General features: G+C 43.9%; 10 protein-coding genes. 1 reads left to right on the top strand and 9 read right to left on the bottom strand.

The features are described from left to right. Nucleotides 1-16 precede the first annotated feature (16 nt). Complete coding sequence (locus tag V7Q33_RS09550) at nucleotides 17-1297, bottom strand: TolC family protein (RefSeq protein ID WP_331977628.1); 1281 nt, start codon at nucleotides 1295-1297, stop codon at nucleotides 17-19. 501 nt (nucleotides 1298-1798) lie between these two features. Beyond that, nucleotides 1799-2485, bottom strand: coding sequence for a response regulator transcription factor (locus V7Q33_RS09545; RefSeq protein WP_331977626.1), 687 nt, complete (start codon nucleotides 2483-2485; stop codon nucleotides 1799-1801). 682 nt (nucleotides 2486-3167) lie between these two features. On the opposite strand from V7Q33_RS09545, the gene V7Q33_RS09540 reads away from it, so the two are divergent. Further along, complete coding sequence (locus V7Q33_RS09540) at nucleotides 3168-4733, top strand: GAF domain-containing protein (RefSeq protein WP_331980946.1); 1566 nt, start codon at nucleotides 3168-3170, stop codon at nucleotides 4731-4733. A 91-nt stretch (nucleotides 4734-4824) separates the two neighbouring features. Here V7Q33_RS09540 and V7Q33_RS09535 read toward each other — a convergent pair whose 3' ends face one another. The 7 genes from V7Q33_RS09535 to V7Q33_RS09505 form a co-directional block, all read right to left on the bottom strand. Next, a complete protein-coding gene (locus V7Q33_RS09535; RefSeq protein WP_331980944.1) occupies nucleotides 4825-5520 on the bottom strand; it encodes a LytR/AlgR family response regulator transcription factor in 696 nt (231 codons plus the stop codon). Further along, nucleotides 5517-6530, bottom strand: coding sequence for a sensor histidine kinase (locus V7Q33_RS09530; protein WP_331980942.1), 1014 nt, complete (start codon nucleotides 6528-6530; stop codon nucleotides 5517-5519). The genes V7Q33_RS09535 and V7Q33_RS09530 overlap by 4 nt, the downstream gene beginning before the upstream one ends. 228 nt (nucleotides 6531-6758) lie before the next feature. Continuing rightward, nucleotides 6759-8204 (bottom strand): alpha-L-fucosidase, encoded by a 1446-nt coding sequence (locus V7Q33_RS09525; protein WP_333819706.1) that lies wholly within the window; start codon nucleotides 8202-8204, stop codon nucleotides 6759-6761. Nucleotides 8205-8370: 166 nt separating this feature from the next. Continuing rightward, complete coding sequence (locus tag V7Q33_RS09520; RefSeq protein WP_333819705.1) at nucleotides 8371-12690, bottom strand: T9SS type A sorting domain-containing protein; 4320 nt, start codon at nucleotides 12688-12690, stop codon at nucleotides 8371-8373. Nucleotides 12691-12701: 11 nt separating this feature from the next. After that, on the bottom strand, nucleotides 12702-14798 hold the full coding sequence (locus V7Q33_RS09515) for a hypothetical protein (RefSeq protein WP_333819704.1): 2097 nt from the start codon (nucleotides 14796-14798) through the stop codon (nucleotides 12702-12704). Next, nucleotides 14798-19417 carry a hypothetical protein gene (locus tag V7Q33_RS09510; protein WP_333819703.1) on the bottom strand — a complete coding sequence of 1540 codons (4620 nt, stop codon included), beginning with the start codon at nucleotides 19415-19417 and terminating at the stop codon, nucleotides 14798-14800. Before V7Q33_RS09510 ends, V7Q33_RS09515 begins: the two co-directional genes overlap by 1 nt. A gap of 77 nt (nucleotides 19418-19494) precedes the next feature. Next, on the bottom strand, nucleotides 19495-20064 hold a 570-nt coding region (locus tag V7Q33_RS09505; protein WP_333819702.1), incomplete at its 5' end, for a hypothetical protein.

Here is a 20064-nt window from a genome sequence, read left to right as displayed (position 1 = left end):
ATCTTTATAAATGACTTTAGAATATGCTCTTACCAATAGAAAACTGAAGCGCCTCAAGGGCCTGCATCCGGTCGTTCTGAAGCTGATTAAACAAGAGTATATTTTCCTTATAGCTTTCGTAGAAATCAGTAAACTCCAGCAGGCTGATATTCTTCCGTTGAAAATTCTCCGTTATTGATATAAGTAGTTTCTGCAGGTTGTCTTTAAAAGAAGGATCGAAAGACTTGAGCGTCTTATCGGTATTTAAAATTTTCACATAAGCTTTCAGAACTTCGTTTTCGATAATTACATTTCGCTCCTGCAGCATTATGCTGGCGCGTTCCATTGAAATTTTTGCCGCTTTAATATTTCCCTGATTGCGGTTAAAGAATGGAAGATCCATCGCCAATCGGAAAAAGCTGGCGTTCTCCACAAAATTACCTCGCTTATCAAACTCCGCTCCGGCAGTAAGGTCAGGAACAGCCAATGCCTTTTGCAAAGCATAGTTTTGTTGATTGTATTTTAATGTATTTTGAGCGAACCGAAGATCAGACCGATTTGCATAAGCAGTATCCAGCAGATTGGGTAATGTATACTTTCCGGGATCAAAGTTAAGTTGCGAACTATCAATTTGGGGAATGATATAAGAACCATTATTCTGAATGATCAACTGCAGCTCGGCATTAATGTCGTTCATATTATTTTGAAGTGCAGCCTGCTCAGCTTTCAATGTGTAGAGCAAAGATTTTACGCGCATAGCGTCTTTCATTGAAATTCTCCCTTTGGAGAGAAGCTCCTGAAACGCTGCATTAAGGGTTTCCAGCTGAGCGATTTGAATCTTATAGGTCTGGAAACTATTCTGAAGGAAATACAATTGGTAAAAATCGCTCCGAAGAGAAAATCGCAACGTTCTAAGCAAGTCGAAAAACATATCCTCTTCAAGCAATGCGCCTGTTTCAGATAGTTTGATTTGTTTATTTCTTTTACCCGCCAGAAGAATCAATTGTTGAACATCTACAATATATTCTCCCGTTTTGTTACTCATATCAAATCTTTTGTTCTCCTGGGGATTGTATATATTTCCCGTAAACTGAACATTGGGATTATTATAGAGTTTACTTTGAATAACATGGGCTCGGGCAGCATCTACGTTGTAGCGTTGTGCCAGCAGCGAAAGATTTTTATTCAGAAATACCTCCTCAATCTGAGATATATTTAACCGAAGAGTATCTTGCGCCTTCAGCTCTGCACTACTGCAAAATCCTGTCAAAGCAAGGAAAATTAAAATAGCTTTCGTGCGCGTTATCGATATCCGCATATTCTAAAATTTTTTCTCGTATGTAACCGTGTATAATGAAAAAGGCTAACAAAACATTCCAGGCAAATCCAAACGGTGCCCGTTATAGCCTGTATAATGAGAAATAAGGGGAGTAGTAATCAAATTCCGACAGGAATAGCCGATCAGATTAAAATTCGTTATCACGTGTGTTATAATAAAAGTATTTTCAAGATTATTACAGAAGCGCTTTTAGGAGCTTATTGAATAAGGAGATTTTATATACTGTATGAATTAACTTTTGAAAAGCACTATTTAAAATAGATACTATAGATACCATCAAAACCGCAGACGCTTTTATTGTCCCCCAATAATATTGCACGACCGCGGCTCTGACTGGCATCTATAGTATGCTCATGATTGGCTGTAGTTCCGTAACATGATTAATATTCCAAAGATCTGTTTCAAATTCAGGTGCAAAGAAATCATACTGATCTTTAACGCTACTTAATTAGGGCTTAAATAAACCTTATTATTTACTGATTAATTGGGGGAGTCGTTTATATAGTATCCAAATCCTGGCTTTGTAAAGATGAGCTTCTTTTCATATCCTTTATCAATCTTGTTTCGTAACAGATTAATGTAGACTTCTATCGTTTCCGGTGTAATGGAATTGTGTTCCGCCCAAAGATTTTTTACAAATTCATTCTTTGAAATAATGCGATTCACATTTTTCACCATGTACTCCAACAGGTTATATTCTTTCGGCATCAGTTGAATGGCGTGTCCCTCGCGAATAGCAATTTTCCGGTTGGGATCAAGCATAATATCTTTTGTCTGATGCAGTGGTAACGGGCTAACCGGTTGCTCTATCCTTTTTATAAAAACCTTGATTTTGGCGAGCAGCTCCGGCACAAAAAATGGTTTGGTTATATAGTCATCTACACCGATTGAATATGCTTCCATCTTGGTATCTATATCACCGAAATTTGTAATGACTATAACCGGAATATGATGGTTAACTTTTCGAATGGCCTTGCAGAAATCCAGACCATTCATTCCCGGAATGTTAATATCAAGGAGTATAACATCATACGGGTTTTGTTCGAAGCATTTTAAAGCAGTATTTCCATCGTAAGCATGATCTGAATCCAACCCTTCTTTTCTCAATACTGTGGAAAGGCTATGAAATAATTTTTCACTTTCTTCAACTATCAGTACTTTTTTCACATTAAGCGATTTATAGCTATACAATTACACCTGTAATCCTGTACTACCTGCCACAAAGTTGCCTGCTAAAGCTTAAAACGCTCTTAAATACTATCTTAAACTTTCCTGATATTTAATCATGTATATACTTACAGCGAACAGCTAGTCCATAGCGCATTCTACGGCATGTAGAGTGGTAGTCCGGAGCTACACATTATCGGATATCCGTTATTAGGTTATCTGTTATCAGTTGATCGCCAATGGTTATCCGTGGACAGCAAGTGTCCCTTGAATGGATGTCTATAATTAACGCGCGAGCCGCAAACTTCGGTAGCTTGATGAATCATATTTAAATGATTCTTAACCACTTTTGCGTTTAATAAGGCTTCAAAAATGCAGTAGCAAAAAAAACGTAGCCGTTGGTTTTCAGAAACATACAGGAACAGGAACGATTGCATTTGCATTAAAAAGGGCTTTTTACCCCCACCTAAGGTATTTTACTCCGTAGAAATACGGAAACAGGTGGCAGCATTTATACTTATTTAAAAGAACATCCGTGCATATATCTTTGCATCGTTACTGGTCGTGTCTTATATACTCAAACTTCGGTATATATTCCGATTCAGCGTAATGTCTGACATCACTGATACGAAAGCTTCACAAACTTATATTTTTTTTGAAATGTACAACTGATTGAATACTCATGAAACTGTTATCATTTGCCAGAAAGAAAAGCATTATTGTTATAATATCGATTGTATCGTTGTTGCTTATCGTTAATGCAGCACTCATTTACCATAATAAAAATATTATGGTAAAGAATAACCAGATCAAACTCAAAGCACAGCAAGTCAATTACCTGGTTGGCCAGTTAATCAACGATCTGCTGCATAATCTTGACATGAGTATACGGGGGTACGGTATCACCAAGGATGAAAATTTATTCAATCCCGCCACCAGTGTTATAAAGTCAGTAGATGAAAGATTTGATGAAATCAAAATCTCGCTGGACAGTCAACAATACAAGGTCGACTCGCTTGAAAATTTACGTGAATCGTATCATCAATATATAGACTTTATCCTGCAAATGAAAAAAGTGGCTGATCAGGATAGCACCCAGTTATTCAAAAAAATGCTCAAGGAAGACAGGGGGCTGACCTTATATAACCAATGGGTGGATGTAAGTGCCAAGATTATAAGTCATGAAAATGAAATAATAGTACAGGCAAATAAAGAGTATCAATCGGCCATAAACAATAATTTATATCTGCAGGCCATTATCCTGCTAATTGGTCTGCCCACAATGGGCTATGTAATATACAAAATACAACATGACGACCGTCAACGCCTTTCGTTGCTTGCAAAATTAATGCAGAACAACCGAAAGTATATTTTTAATTCCGGAACAACGATTGCAATTGATGATCCTGAGGAAGTGATCGAAAACTCTATCGAAAACCTTCAACAGGCCAGTGAGTTCATTGAAAATATTGCGAACGGCAAATATACTGCTGAATGGGCAGGACTGAATGCCAGCAATGTAGCACTAAATGAAACGAGCCTTGCCGGACGGCTCACCTACATGCGTGAACAGCTGAAGCAGATGAAACGTGACGAAGAGCGCAGGTTATGGACTAACGAAGGGCTTACCACGTTCTCTGAAACAGTGCGCAATCACCAGGGAGAATTAACTTCACTGTCTAATGAAGTAATCCGGTTTCTCACACGATACCTGGGCGCGCAACAAGGTGGCTTATTTGTGTTGCGGGAAGAGGAAACAGGTTCGTTTCTGGAACTTGCCGCTGCGTATGCCTTTGATCGAAAGAAATTCGTTGAGCGCAGAATCGAAATTGGTGTCGGACTTATCGGCCAGGCGTATCTGGAAGGCGAAACTACATTGCTTACAAAGCTGCCGCAAGGCTATACTTATATAACATCGGGTATGGGAGAAGCAACTCCGGGTTGTCTGGCAATCGTGCCGATGAAGTATAATGGCAAAATAGAAGCAATCATCGAATTGGCCAGCCTCGAAAAATTTGAAGATCACCACATTTCGTTTCTGGAGAAGGCAGGTGAATTTGTAGCATCGGCCTTGCAAAGTGTACGTACCACCGAGAAAATGCGCGAACTGCTCACCACTTCTCAGCGACAAACCGAAGAGATGCGTGCCGTTGAAGAAGAGCTACGGCAGAATCTTGAGGAGTTACAAGCAACGCAAGAAGCTGCAAGCCGCAATAAGAATACAGAGGAGAATACGGGAACGGTATAAAAATACCTGTACAGAGCATGAACGTGTCTTTTCAGGAACAATAGCATCCTGAAAAGACAAATGCATATAAACAGGCCAGGCTTAAAACCACTTATCGGCTTTCCAGTGCTTTGAAGAACGCCTCCTCATAACTGGTGCCCACGGGAATTTCTTCTCCAGCTACGGTAATAATCTTGTTACGAATGTTTTCAATGCGACTGAAAGCAACGATATAAGAGCGGTGCACGCGAATGAAAGCCTGCGAGGGAAGTTTCTCAAGCATCACTTTCAGCGTCATGCGTGCTACAACAGGTTTTTGATTTTGCAAATGAATGCGCAGGTAATCGTCAAGACCTTCCACGAACAGGATATCAGCCATGTTGATCTTGATCAGGCTATAATCAGCACGAATAAAAAGATACTGCTGCTCCGGTTTTACTTTCTGGTGAATGTGTGTATGATATTCATCTGCTTTGGTTACAGCCTGCAAAAAGCGTTCGAATGTAAAAGGTTTAAGCAGATAGTCGATGGCACTCAGGTTAAATCCTTCCACGGCATATTCGGTGTAGGCAGTGGTAAAGATCACCAGGGTATTTTGCTTTATCTCTTTATATAATTCAATACCGGTAAGCGATGGCATGTTGATATCCAGGAATAACAGGTCTACCGGAAATTTACTGATATACTTCAACGCCTCGTTCGGCTTGTTGAACGTTTTATCAAGTGTAATAAAATCCACCTGCTCGCAAAAATTTTCGATCACCCGCAAAGCTAGCGTTTCATCATCAATGGCTATGGCTTTTATCATTTTAGTCGTATCGTCAATAGAACAGTAAAATCCTCTTTGGTATCGGTAATACTGAGTATATGCCTGTCTGGATATAGCAGCAGTAGCCGGTTACGGGTGTTTTCGATGCCGAGTCCGCTCCTCTCCTCATCTTTTCGTGCCGCTACTTTTTTATTATATACTTCGAGCCGCAATTCGTGTTCATCAATCTCGATCGAGACTTTTATCCTGGAAATTTCTTCGGCATTTATACCGTGCTTGAATGCATTCTCTACAAAGGGTATCAGGATCAGCGGTGCAATTCGTTTTGCCTGCGTAGGCCCATCCATAAGAAATAAAAGCTGCATGTCATCGCCAAATCGCAGTTGCTGTAACTCTATATAGTTACGAATATAGCTAAGTTCTTTTTCAAGTGGTACAAAATCGCGGCTGGATTCACTTACCACATAGCGCATCATCAATGAAAGTTTCACCACGGCAGAAGGTGTATGATCAGATTTCTGAATGGCGAGTGAGTAAATGCTATTCAAGGTATTGAAAAGAAAATGAGGATTGATCTGTGCTTTGAGATACGACAGTTCTGCATTGAGCTTTGCCTGCTCCGCCTGTTTCCAGCGATTGCTTATTTTCAAAGTAAGCGACACAAACGTGACAACTGCGAACCTGAAAAAATTATGACCAAACTCCATCAGGATAGAACTCTCCTCTCCTTTCGGGCGCGGAAAATCAGGATCAACAGGAGCCTGCGGATGTCCGGGAATCGCCAGGAAAGGCACCAGCGTAGCAATGAGAAAACACACCAATATCAATGAAAAATATAGCACATACCTGCGCTTGAAGTACAGCTCGGTAACCAACACTGAATTGAGGTAGAAATAGCCGATCAACACGATGCAGGCAATCAGTTCGCGCTGCATAAAGTGAGCAATTCCCTGCGGAGAGAATACCGGCCCGGGACTGAAGAGAAGGGGCAGTAGAAGAAAGAGCGCCCACCCGGTGATGTGTATACCAATGTTCCTGCCTTTGGTCATGTGATGATCTTTGTTCAAATGCCGTGACCTCGTATCAGCTCGATAACGTATGCTGCATAAAAACGGCAGCAAGGTAAAGACAAAACAGCGCCTCAAAAATTTATGCGGCCATGAGGCTGAATGTGTCGGTTTTTTCCCGGGTTACATACATCTCCCCTACTGATAAGTTACAAAAAAAGCCCTCGGTGAAGAGGGCTTCAATTGATTTCCTGTCCGGAGACGCCTTGCTTATGGCTGAAATGAAAAAGCCAACGCAGGGTATGCCTGGTATTTCTTTATGAACGATGCCGGCAGCTGTACTATAACCTTATCGCCTTCCTTCTTCCACTTCACCGTGGTGCCGGTGCTGAGCAATTTCATGGTAGTACCTTTTGCCGGAACGTTGCCCGACCATGAAACGGTGGCGGGTATAGAAGCACCTTCTTTCAATCGCACCAGCGCATATATTTCCTTGTTCTTACCGGTTGTAAAATACGTATCGCTTGCCTGATCGTAATAGTTATCGGCTGGACGGGTGCTATAGATCGCAGCACCATTCTGCTGCAGCCACTGTCCTACTGACTTGAGACGATCGATCTGCTCTTGTGTAAATGTTCCTTCCGGTGTAGGCCCAACGCCAAGCAAGAGGCTTCCTCCCTTTGCTACTACTTCGATCAACGTATGAATTACACGCGCACTGGATTTAAATCTGTCGTTTGGAACGTAACCCCAGGCACCCCCCAGCGTAATGCAACTCTCCCATGGATTATCAAGTTTTTCTTTTGGTATACTTTGCTCAGGTGTCTGATAATTTTCATAGGGCCCGTGCACGGTACGATCTACGATGAGTAGGCCGGGCTGGGCGCTTCGTGCCATCGAAGCAATGCGTGGCATATCAATGTCCTGGCTCCAAGCGGGTATAGCGGCTCCCCACGCACGCACTTCGTCTGTTACCGTTTCCAGCGGACGCACCCATCCGCCATCGAGCCAGAGTATATCAATCTTGCCATAGTCGTGTGTAAGCTCGCTAATCTGATTATACGTGAACTCCTTGAATTTATTCCATCGCCATGGATTTTTACGAATATCATAATTTACATTCCGGTCAGCTGTGGCATACTTCGGCCACCAATAGTATTCTGTGTGCCAATCGGGTTTTGAGTAGTAGGCACCAATCATCATGTTTTGCTTGCGGAATGCTTCGAATATATACTTCGCCACGTTTGCGCGAGGATTGGAAGCAAACGGTCCGTTCGTAATCTTGAAGTCGGTCTGCTTCGTATCGAACATATTGAACCCATCATGATGTTTGGTGGTGAACACCAGGTAACGCATGCCGGCATCTTTCGCGGCCTGTGCCCACTGCTCGGGATTGAATTGCGTTGGATTGAATTGCTTGCTTAATCCCCAATACCATTTTTTAAAATCATCATAAGCCATGGTGCTGTCGCGCTCAATCCAATCTTCGGAACACAATGCCCACGACTCGATTATTCCGGGCACAGCATAAAGCCCCCAGTGAATGATCATACCAAATTTCTGATCACGCCAGGTTTCCAATTTCTCTTTCACCATGGGGTCTGTTGGCCATTGATAAGTAGTAGATTGCTGATGGATGTTGCCTTGTGCCGCGGCAGCGTTTACCAGACATAGCATGCTGATCAGAAGCACGCTGCCCAAAATGATTTTCTTCATGATAGTCGTTATTTTCATAGATTGGATTGCATCCCAGTGTTGTTTCTCTGCAAATCTTGCAAATTTTTTATGAAAACGGAGTAACACACAAAATCTACTACCCACATAAATAAAAACTGCATCCTCCGGTTGAAGCATGCAGTTCTTTAAGTATTAATACAGCTTGTTATTCGATCAAAATGCGTTTGTAGAGCGTTTCGTTCTCAGCCTCCAATATCAGGAAGTAAATACCTGCCGGAATGTATTGCAAGGCCGTCTGTAGGGTATACGTTGATTGATCGGTTAATGTCTCCTGCAAAACTCTTTTACCCGAAGTACTGATCAGTCTCAACCGGCCGTTTACAGACTCAGAGAATTCTACCTGCACGGTAAACGATCCTGCGTTGGGATTGGGATATATATCGAACCGCTGCACCAGGCGGGCTTCCTGCCGTCCGCCGGTTGATGTTCCTTCCAGGATAGTGATGCTCTTCGTATAGTTATCGATACACTCGCCCAGGTGTGTATTCAGTATAACCTGATAGTCACCCGGACTTTCGAAAATCACTTCGGCATACACATCATCTTGTGTAACTATTTTTGCTGCCGGTGGCAATGACCAGTCGATTGCCTCCGGAACAGGCCAGCTTACATCAATCAGTATCACGGTGTCTCCCGCATGTGCTTCTGCTGCCATCAGGAAGTCTGCCTTCAACAGATCATTCGAAGTTGACAACACAAAACTGTCTGCGGCTTCACAACCATTGTGGCTTACTACTTTCAAAGTATATTTCGCTGGTATTGTTAGTATAACCTCACGGTCGGTACTTGAATATCCTGCATCCGATGTCCACAAGTACGCAGCATTATCCTCCTGTGCTTTTACTTTCAACTTCTGGCCTACACAGATCGTGCGGTCGCCACCAGCATCTACCGTAAACAATGGAGGATCGGGCAATACAATATCCTGTACCAATGTACAGTTCTTCGTGTCTTTTATTGTGATCTGATATGTACCTGCTTTTATATTGCTCAACGATGTACCGGTACTTCCGGTTGACCACAAATAAGTATACCCCCCTGGATTACCACCCGAAGCAATAATCGCTATACCTCCATCGGTATTGCCCGTACACAACGGAATGGTATTGGTATAATCCAACGCCAGCGCTGGCGGAAAATCTACCTGGAAGGTTTGCTTGCCACGACAACCTTTTGAATCAAACACTTCCACCCAATGCTCGCCACCCGTTACGTTAGTAATGTCGGTGGTAGCAGCGTGTGTATCCCAATTTATAGTATACGGAGGAAGCCCCTGGCTTACCGATATACTGATTTCACCATCGTTGCTCTCAAAACAAGTTAATCCTTTGAGAAGTTGTTGCGTGATCTTCGGACCGTCTGAGTCGTTAATGATTACGGTTATGTTGGTAGTACAGCCGTTACTGTCTTGTGTTATAGCTTTATAGTCGCCACTCGCTAATGCTGCGATCGTACTGCCTGTTCCAATCGTTGTGTTCGTAGCATCCAACCAGCTATACTGATAACTGCCCGCACCACCGGTAGCAACAACTTCGGCACTACCATTGGCTGCCCCGCACGATGTATCCACCTTCTTATCCAACGACAATACAAGCAATGGAGGCTCTGTCAGAGTATGATTTACCGTGTTGCCTGCGCAGCCGTTGCCATCGCGCATATAAAGTGTATAAGCTTTTGCTTTCAAACCTGTAAACTGATCTTCGTTCTGCCAAGTGCTTCCGTCCAATGAATATAGATAGTAACCAGCACCACCGGCAGCAACACTTTGCAACTCACCGTTAGAGCCACCAAAGCACGATATATTTTTAAAGTTGCCAAGCGCCTGCACAACCTGAGCCGGTTCTGTTACCGCTATCTTCAGCGAAGATGCCTGGCAGCCGTGTGCATCGGTAACATGCACATCGTAATTACCGGGTGCAAGATTGGCTATATCTTCCTGTGTGCTGGCAGTAGACCATGCATAGGTAAAAGGGCCGGTTCCTCCCTGTACGGTAAGATCAATAGAACCATCTGTTGAACCCTTACACGATACACCAAATCCATAATAGCTCATCACCACAGGTTGCAGCGTAAGCACTGCCGGTTGCTGAAGATCATAATCAAAACTCTTCATGCAACCCTTGGTATCTTTAATTGCCACGGTATACAAATTATCAACCAGGCCCGCAATATCCTCTGTCGTTTCGTTCGTAGACCACTTGAATGTATAGGGACCTGTACCGCCACCAGGGGTGAGGTTCAGAGCGCCATCGTTATCGCCGTTACAACTGATCGGATGCGACACGGCAAAAGACGCAGATATAGCAGGACGTGCCGGCAGGAAATACGACTTTGTTACTTTACAGCCATTGGCGTCTTTCGTATACAGCGTATAGTTACCGGAAGCAAGACCGGAGAACTGGACCGGGTTCGCTTCTGCTTTATAGGCATTGTCGTCTATCGAATAGGTTCGTGCTCCTGTTCCCCCCGTAGAAGGCGCAAGACTAATCACACCATCGGATATCTCCACACAGCTCTGCGGTGAATTGCTGATGGTAGTAAATGTTATAGCGGCAGGTTGATTGATGGTTTCAGTCGAAACATCTTTCACGCACAAGTTCTTATCACGAATCTTCACCACATACGAGTTTGCTGATAAGCCGGTAAACTCGGGATCAGCCTGGTATGAGGTTCCTCCGTTAATAGAATACTCAAGCGGAGCGGTTCCGCCGACGGCCCCCACAACCTTTAGTGAACCGGTGGGCAGGCCGTTGCAGATCAGGTCAACTTTATCTACGCTGGTAAATGACAGATCGGCTGGTCGTGTGAGCGTAAACGGAGCGAGTTGCTTTGTACAGCTGTTTGCATCGGTAACAACAATGGTATAGGCTACATCCGGGCTGAGCGAACTGATCGATGGAGAACGATCTGCTCCGGTTGCTGTTGCGGCGGTGCCGTTCAATGTATAGCTGAAAGGAGGCGCTCCATAATTTACCTGCAGTGTAACATATCCATTGTTACCCGTATAGCAGGTTGGATCTTTCAAGGTTACAAAATCGGCAGAAAGTGCTTCTGCAGCCGGAGTTTGCGAGAGCACAACATCCGCTATACCAGCATCTGTATCACAGCCATTTGTATCCGTAACTTTTAAGGTATAGGTATTGGCAGTAAGGTTGGTAAATGTAGGAGGTGAACTGATGTCGGGCGTCTTACTAACACCGTTGATGCTATAGGTATACGGAGCAGTACCGCCCGAAACCGAGAACGAGATCTGACCGTTGCTTCCACCATAGCAGACTATATTATAGCCGCTGGCATTCGGCGCGTTCGGAGAAGCACTTGCCGTAAATGAACCGGGTGCACCAATTTCGTAAACAACTGCCTGCGTACAGGGATTGGTTACTCCCTGGTTTTCTACTTTAATCTGGTATATACCAGACGTCAGACTACCAAAGGTAACTGCAGCTGTACCGGAAGCCGTTTGATTATAGGTAGCAGTACCTGGACAATATTCCGTTCCATTATAAGTTATACGTACAGAAGCTGGACAATCTATTCCTCCACTCACATCCCTGGGAACAAGTTTAGTCACACTATATACATACGAAGAAGCCGAACCCGTAACCGTTGGAATTGTTAATGTTCCGGTGGCTGGCTTCGCTGCACAATATGGAGCTGTAGAGGAGATTGATCCATTCAATGTTGGTGATGATGGATATAAGAAGTAGGGCCCTGCCCACGGAGTATATAATGTCCCGCCTCCACATGGAGTAGAATATACTTCCGCCCGATACACAATCTGCTTATTCTCGTATGTTGGATAACTGGCGCCGAATCCGGTCTTCATATCAAATGTTACCGTACCTCCAGGATACGCAGCGCCTCCGGTAGCATAAACATCTTTAATGGTCTTAATATTTGATACCGTTCCTGTGGAAGGGTCCAATATCCCAGCCTGAATATAATAGTCTTCGTATGCAATCATAGGCGAAACATTCACCGTCATGGTACCATCCATACAACTCGGTGCCGACACTATAGATATGGGAGCGACTTCAACCGGCTCCAGGTAAACATAGAAATCTATACCATGCCCAGCATTTACACCTGTGTTATAACTATAATGTCCTCCGCAACCTACCGAATTGGTGAGTGCGAGATTAACAGTATATGTTTTCGTTCCACTTGAACTTCCCGAACAGGTATATTTGCCGGAAAAGTTAAGCGACACAAAATCCGGCAGGGGTCCTGAAATCTGGCCTACTTCAAAAGAATTATTTGAGTTAACACCGTCTGGTATATTAAAAGTTGTATTACCAACTTTCACGACCATCCCTGTCATGGTAAGGGTATAGCACCAAAGGGTTGAATTATTCCGAGCAAACCAGACTCTTACTCTATACTTTGTAACTGTCTGGCCTTGTACATCCGCAGCAAACAAACTCAACAAACCAATGAGTACAACCAGTATTTTTTTCATATTCATACCTGAATAATTTAAAAGCTTACACCAACTTCTTTACTGAAGGGAGTTTCGGTCCCGTCTTTAAAAATCACCTTAACCCGATATTGATAGGATGTCGCCATCTTTACCTGCTCATCATGAAACCCACGGCTGGTTGCCGGCAATGATTTATAGAGTGCCAACGGCTCACCGGCCGAACTTCTATACACATAAAACTTCTGAATGTTATTCCATGAAGGATACTCCCAACCCACGGCTATCTTCTTACCGGCCCGATCGGGCGTAGCGGTTAATGTACTCACCGGAAGGTGATCTGTTTCAGCCGATGTACGTATTGTAATTTCTTTTGATGCTATCGATTTGTTACCGGCTCCGTCTATGGCTATAATTCTATATTGATATTGCGTAGACGGCTGCACATTCTTATCGATATATAGTATTGAATCGACTGGAAATGTTTTGATGGTCTGCCAGCTTCCGGCTCCGTCTTTTCTGTAGAGCACTTGTTCTTTCACATCATTGCTGCTGCTCCGTTTCCATTCCAGTTTTACATTCCCGTTACCGTTAATAATATTTGTAAACACAGGTGGTACAGGCGCAACTCTGTCTGGCTTGTTTAATTCCAATATCGTAGAGAATTTTGATTCATTGTATCGTGTATCGAGTGCTGTGATCTTGTAGTATACATTCTTATCAAGCGATCGTATATTGATTGTATCCTGATAGTCGACTCCTTTCAAAAAAGTATGCGTAACCTGTGAATATTCTGACGATTTGTAAAGTGAGCGATATACTCTATATCCCACGAGATCGTCTTCTGTATTGGCACGCCATTGCAGCTTTACTATACCCGCTGTATCGACAACACCAACAAGTCCCAGCGGTGCTGACGGTGGTATACTATCTTCCAACTGCACCAGTATCGGGAATGAACTGACCGCCTGACCATCGTTGGTGAACGCTGATACCATGTAATAATTGGTGGGGCGAGGAGTAGCGTCTGTATAATTTAAACTACCGGGTGCAATGTTATCTTTCACTACATCATACTTCCCGGTCACCGAATTGGAGCGGAAGAGCTTGAACCGGGTAACCTCAGAAATCTTTTCTCGGGGCTCTACCTCCCATTCCAAATGCACTTGCTGATTATTAATGACCTGCGAGCGATTAATCTGTACTTGTAAACTGGTTTTACCTTTACCCATACCTGACACTATTTCGGAAGGAGGCCCTTTCTCTCCAAATGCATCTATACCTCTTACCCTATATGTATAGCGCTTGCTATTCTCTTTAAGCGAATCGGCACGATACATATATGGAGAGGCTTGTGCACGTTCCGGAGCTGTCATCACGAAGGGAAGTTTGTTTATTGGATTAAAGGTCTTGCCTTCGTCCTCTGATCTCTCAACGATATAGCTGTTATAAATTCGCTCGTGGCTGATTCGGTTCCAGCTCAGGTTTACCACCTTATCGCCAAAGGTAGCTTTGAGATCCAACGGTTGTGGGAGCTCGTATTTATCATCAGTGCCCACATATACAATGGCTGTATCAATTTTTATAGGCAACGCCTTGCTCGGGTATATACGATATAAGTAACGTTCACCCGGTCGCACCGCTCCGTCTTCATATCCCAGCGCTGCTGCTTTTGCAACTTCAAAAGATTGATCGGCCACAAACAACAGGAAGGAAAAGCGAAGCTCCTGCTGCTTCGACATATTCATCATTTCTACAACACTGCTTTTTCCTTTGGTATTGGTGATTGAAAAATCATCGCCATATAAAGATTGAGCTCCTATCGCAAAGTAGTCATCATTTTCAACACGAGGCTGCCATGCCGATGCAGGCCATGGCTTCAGTGGCTGCGAAGTGAGCTGATTCCGCTCAGGCACGGGCAACACAGCTCCGTTTCGGGCTACAGTAATACGTTCAATAGTAATTCCATTCTTTACCAGGTATTGCCAGGCTACCTCGTTATCCGGTCCCCAGCGCAACTGTATCTTATCCTTCGCAGGTTTGGCAATGGCATAGATGCGGCCGCGTTGCTGCTGCGCCAGCACGGAGTGAGTTCCGGCAAGCAAAAGCATCCACAACAAAATATAGTATATACGAAGCGTCATTCCTTTACACATTACGGTTTAATAGTATTTGTCATCTGGATCACCTGCTCGGAAGTAACTATATCCTTACCCGGCAATACGTACTTCACTTTTACAGAATACGTTCCATCCGCAATAACGGGGAAAGGAGCCAACAACAACGTCTTCACACGGTCGCTGGCAACACCTGTATTTATATACTTATTCACCATGCGGCTTTGGATATCGCGGAAATCATATTCCATATAATGAGCGGCATTATAGACAAGAGCTCCTTCATTTGTGCTGAAACTAAATGTATTCGCCTGCACATCGCTATCAGTCATCACGATGTTCGATGGATACTGGCGGATGTACGACACATCTTTAACAGGAGGTACGCCCGCATCTTCGGGAGTACGCCATGAAATCGTACCTATACCTTCCAATGGATATCCTTCGTAGATGAGTGGGTTGATCTGATTGTCGTAATATGGATTGTTCGACAGAATAGATTCAAAGTGTACCAGCGCTTTAGCTCCATTGTCGCCATATATCTCTGACTGGCTGAAGAGTTCGTTCGCGTTTACCGTTACACCGAGCTCATGAACATAGTTACGAATTTGTCGCCTCCACGCAGGGGAGTATTGAAGTCCGTTTATCTTCTGTGCGAACGTTGCATACTGACTTGTTCTGAAATGCGTCTGGAAGAAAGTCTTCTCCTGCAATATATCCAGCGTTCCTTCTGCTTTCTTACCTTTCATTTCCATATCCACACTTTGGTCACCACCTACTTTCGAAACATTATCCGAAACGTTCTTATCAACCGATGTATTGGTATTGGCAGGCATGTTTACCAATTCCAATGAATATACCGCTCCGTTCTCAAGCGACTTCGGAACTTCGAAGATTACTTCCCCCGACTGATATTGGATATCAACCAGCGTTGTTGTTCCATTGGCAATGAAGCGACCTTTCTGTTTCCACTTGTTGTCAAGGTTAAAGAGATAAGGTTGGTCTTTCTTCAATTTGATATAGGCTTTGTCGTACTCCTTACTATAGAAGTTTACCTGGTTTATTTGCGGATAGCTATAGGCTACGTTGTTAAGTGGTATATAATCAGGTGCCGTTCCCGTAGTAAAGCTGGTCTCCATGGAATGAACTACTTTCTTACCATCCACGATAACAGGTTTCCATATACCACTTGCAAATTCTTCAAAGCTCACTTGCACAGATGATTTTAATTCCTTCTGAGGCGGAAGTGTTTCGAATGAATTGAATGCTGCCACATCCAGGCTTTCATTCCATTCAACCGAACCGGGAATTTCACGCGTACCATCTTTGATACCAAAGTATTCGAGTTTAACCCGGAATGATTTAGGCTGCTCATCGATATCCACGAGGTTGAATGATTTACCTACTGCAAAATTGAATACCGCCTGTGGTGCATTGAATACATCTATATCTTTTACACCATTGTCAGGTGTTATCTGGGCGATTACTTTCAGATCTTCTACTACACTTCCTTCACGCTCAATTTCACACTTATCACCCAACGTTACCTGGAATTTACACTGGCCGCTTACAAGACCACCCAACACGCTGAAATGACCTCCGACAGTACCCTGCAACCATATCGGATTCGGAAGCTGGGCTTGTAACAACACCGCTGCTCCTATACTCAGAATACTGATATTCCGCTTGAAGCCAAATACTTTTACGCGTATACCTACATCGCCATCAAAGTAAGCGTATGCCTGTCCGTTGGCATACCATCCGTTGATACCGAGTGTTCCGCTTCTTCCTTTACACTTCACATCGCCATAATCTTTCAGCATAATGTCGAAGCCAAGGCCAGCTTCAAACTTCGCATAAAACATCAGGAATGAAAGATTGCCGGTGTTAATACTCAACGCTGCTCCGAAACCAAAGCCACCGCCCGTACCAAGCGCGTTGAGATCTTTCATATAGTCATAATCACCACCGCCTAAGATGCGTGTTACTTCTTCCGGTGGTGGTGGGCTTTCCAATATCTTCGATCCTACCATGAAGTAGCTGGTTGCACTTGCACGAATCGAACCAACACCCAAACTTATACCCACCCGATCGGATGGTGTACCTACATATACATACCATTCGTGTGGCGCAAAGTGTAGTACTGACCACCCGGCTCTTCCATTCGGACCAACACCTTTGATCAAGCCTCCAGCTACATTTACAAATACCTCGAAGGTTCCATGCAATACACTGTTCTCGAAGTCATAGTCGATCATCACTTTCGCAGAGATCTGTCCTTTCTGTCCGGCTTTATCGCCAATCTCGCCAAAGATCTCAGTCATAGAATTGTCGCTACCACCACTCTTCACAAGTCCCATAGTCGCATCTGACATCTGGCCTTCCAGTTTCTTCACAGCACCCACCATTTTATTGGCAGCACCCTTCATCTTGTCGAGGTTAAGATCAAGACCTGGTGTAATAAGGTATCCGTTTCCGCCTAATGCTATATATCGTACTCCACCACTCCTGAAGAATGATATTTCAAATGTTACATCGGCATTGAACGCTTCCGGCTTTGGATACGAGCCGATGCTCACAATTGCCTTCAGACCCAAGCCTGCTTTTGAGTCTGGCACATATACCACCCCTGAGGAAGTTCTTCCCAGATCACTACCCACGCCCTGGTTGTCCATCTTCATTGCGTAGTATGCACCACCACCAAAGCCATATATACCTACACCGGTAAAGATGGGTATACCTGATGGGAAGTTTACCATCGCATCAGCATACCAGTAACGCATACCTGTTACGTTACCGAAAATAGCATTTGCTGTAACTTTTATGCCGGGTGTAAACTCTGCCTTCACAGAACCGTTGAAGCCATCGCCGTACATAACGTCATTGCGGTAAAACTTCAATCGGCCGTTAATCTTGAAGGCACCACCATCGATGTCTACGCCAATCTCATTCACCAGTATCTCTTTATACTTCCAGTGCTGTAGCCCTTTACCGGTTTCCATATTGCCCACCAGCGTAAGACCAGCGTCTGCTGCAAATGATCCGGCACTCTCTCCTACCAGGTTCAGTTTTAATTTAAAATCCAAACCTACTTCGGTATCCGATATACTCCTTAACCCTATATCATTGATGCTGATCGGGAATCCGGCCATCTTCTGTTGCAGGGCTTCTGATCCGAAGCTGAAGTTTCCTACTTTGATATAGGGTTTTACCGATTGTATCTCCAGGTTCTCGAATGTGATGTTTGCAAGTTCCACACCCTGTCCGCCTTCACTAAGCCTGGCAGCAATACTCATCTGCCCGTGCAGGTTAGCCTTCGGCAAAAATTTGCCATCCTGTATTTTTATTTCGAGATAGGAAGCATCGTATATCTGTACTTTGCCAGCGCCCCACAACGGGAACGTCATGTTGCTGGCAGGTGAAACATTGAAGAGGTAATTACCGCCTGTGCTGATGAGCGCGGAGTAATCAAACGGCTGATCTTCTTTACCGATAGGTATAACAAGCCCACCGGAAAAACCTGCCTGTACAATTTGATTGGCACGAAGATCAATTGATAATGAGTCAAGCGAGAATGCCCAGCCATTCATATCACCTTGATTCAGCGGAATAAGATTGGTGCCGGTAAATTTACCGGTGATACCCATGTTATCGATCAATACATTTTCAGCCGAGAAGCTCGTGCGGGTAGTAGCACCTTTCTTCTGCAATTCCGGAGGAAGACTAACGGTAAGCTGACGCAGATAGAAGCCGCGCCACAGGTTGGGATTGTCTGGTAAAAATTGTGTTGATTGATACCCTGCAGGAAAAACTACTGCTGGTGCATTGCGCAAATCACTGAAATCAAAAACAGCATCACGCACACTAAAGCCTACACCATTCAAACCTGTTACCTGAAAGGGAGGAAGATCGATTTGCACCACCAGATCGTTCCATCCACTGAGAACCGTTTTGAAACTTGTCTGTACATTTCCGCTTCCGACACTCCCATTCGCATTCTCCGGGCGAATCATATCACGTGAGAACTTTACTTCTGCATCTAACGATAATTCTCTGAAGCCATCACAGTCCATCACCGCATACGTGCCTTGACCGGAAGACGTACCTTTCAATATAAGCTGCACTTTATCGCCATTGAAGTTTATAGCGTAGTCGCCAAGCAACTCCAGTTTGGCATCACCTACTATACCGGCATTCTTTGAGAATTTTATACCGCGTGCCATAAACGTGAGCACCTGGTTGTTCTGCGGCACTTCGAACTGAAGGAACACATCCAGCTCTGCATAAGCAGGTTTCAGTCGTATAGCGTTGATCGCTATATCATAATTTACTCCACCAATACTTTTTGATATACCTACCGGTAATTCTACTTTACTGGCCTGATCAATATTGGTAATGAAGTTCTGTGTCTCGCGAATCTTGGCGAATAACGAGCGAGCCAGATCAATATAGCGCTGAACAGAATCATTCGAAGCAGATGCAGGCGACATGCCTTCTTCCAGTATATCAGCAGGCTCATCAAACGAGTATGCCTCCGCTGTAGCAGAACGGAAGGTGAACACCGAATCCTTTTTATTCACCAACAGACTGTCAGCAGGGTGACCCCACGCAGCTATGCCCACAGTAAGAACAGCCAGGAGCAAAAAATACTTCTTCAAACGCTTAACTTCCATTACGTACATATTGATACTATTTACCTAACTTCCTATAGTCACATTACAACCTCACGCTGCCTTCAATAATTACTCTTTACGATTGTATATTCTTTATTTCTTTTGAACCACTCACGCACAGTTTCCAATGCTGCCTTGTAGTCTTTTGTGTTGATATCACCACTTGCATCGCGCGTCAGTGGATAATTAGCCACCGCCATCGCAAGCATTTCCATAACACGATAAGCACAAGGAATTTTGGCATCATACTCTGCATTGGCTGACTCACAATTTTTGGCATCATTGTTCAATGCATCAATCAACAGATCAAATACAGCACGCTGGCGGGTATATACCAGGTCTGGAAATATTTCATATACTACCGCATCATTTACCGGCAATCTCTTTACACGTGTCATGACACTTTCAATAGCATAGGCATCGTCCATACGTGCAAGTGCCAACAACGCAGACCATCGATCCTTTTTAGCCGCCGTACCTTCCTGCGACAATGCACGCAAATCACTCTTCACTTGCTTTAACTCCAAAAAACCTATAAGCCTGATGAGCTCATCATAGTGCAAAGTCTTGCGTTTGAACAAAGCGAGCAAAGTGTCTTTGGTCACCGTAGTAAAGTCTTCCTTCCTGAAACC

Origin of the sequence: Ohtaekwangia sp., from assembly GCF_036786105.1 — a bacterium.
In the GTDB taxonomy this organism is placed as follows: domain Bacteria; phylum Bacteroidota; class Bacteroidia; order Cytophagales; family Cyclobacteriaceae; genus Ohtaekwangia.
Note: the sequence above shows the minus strand (reverse complement) of the source record. Positions and strands in the feature narration are given on the sequence as shown.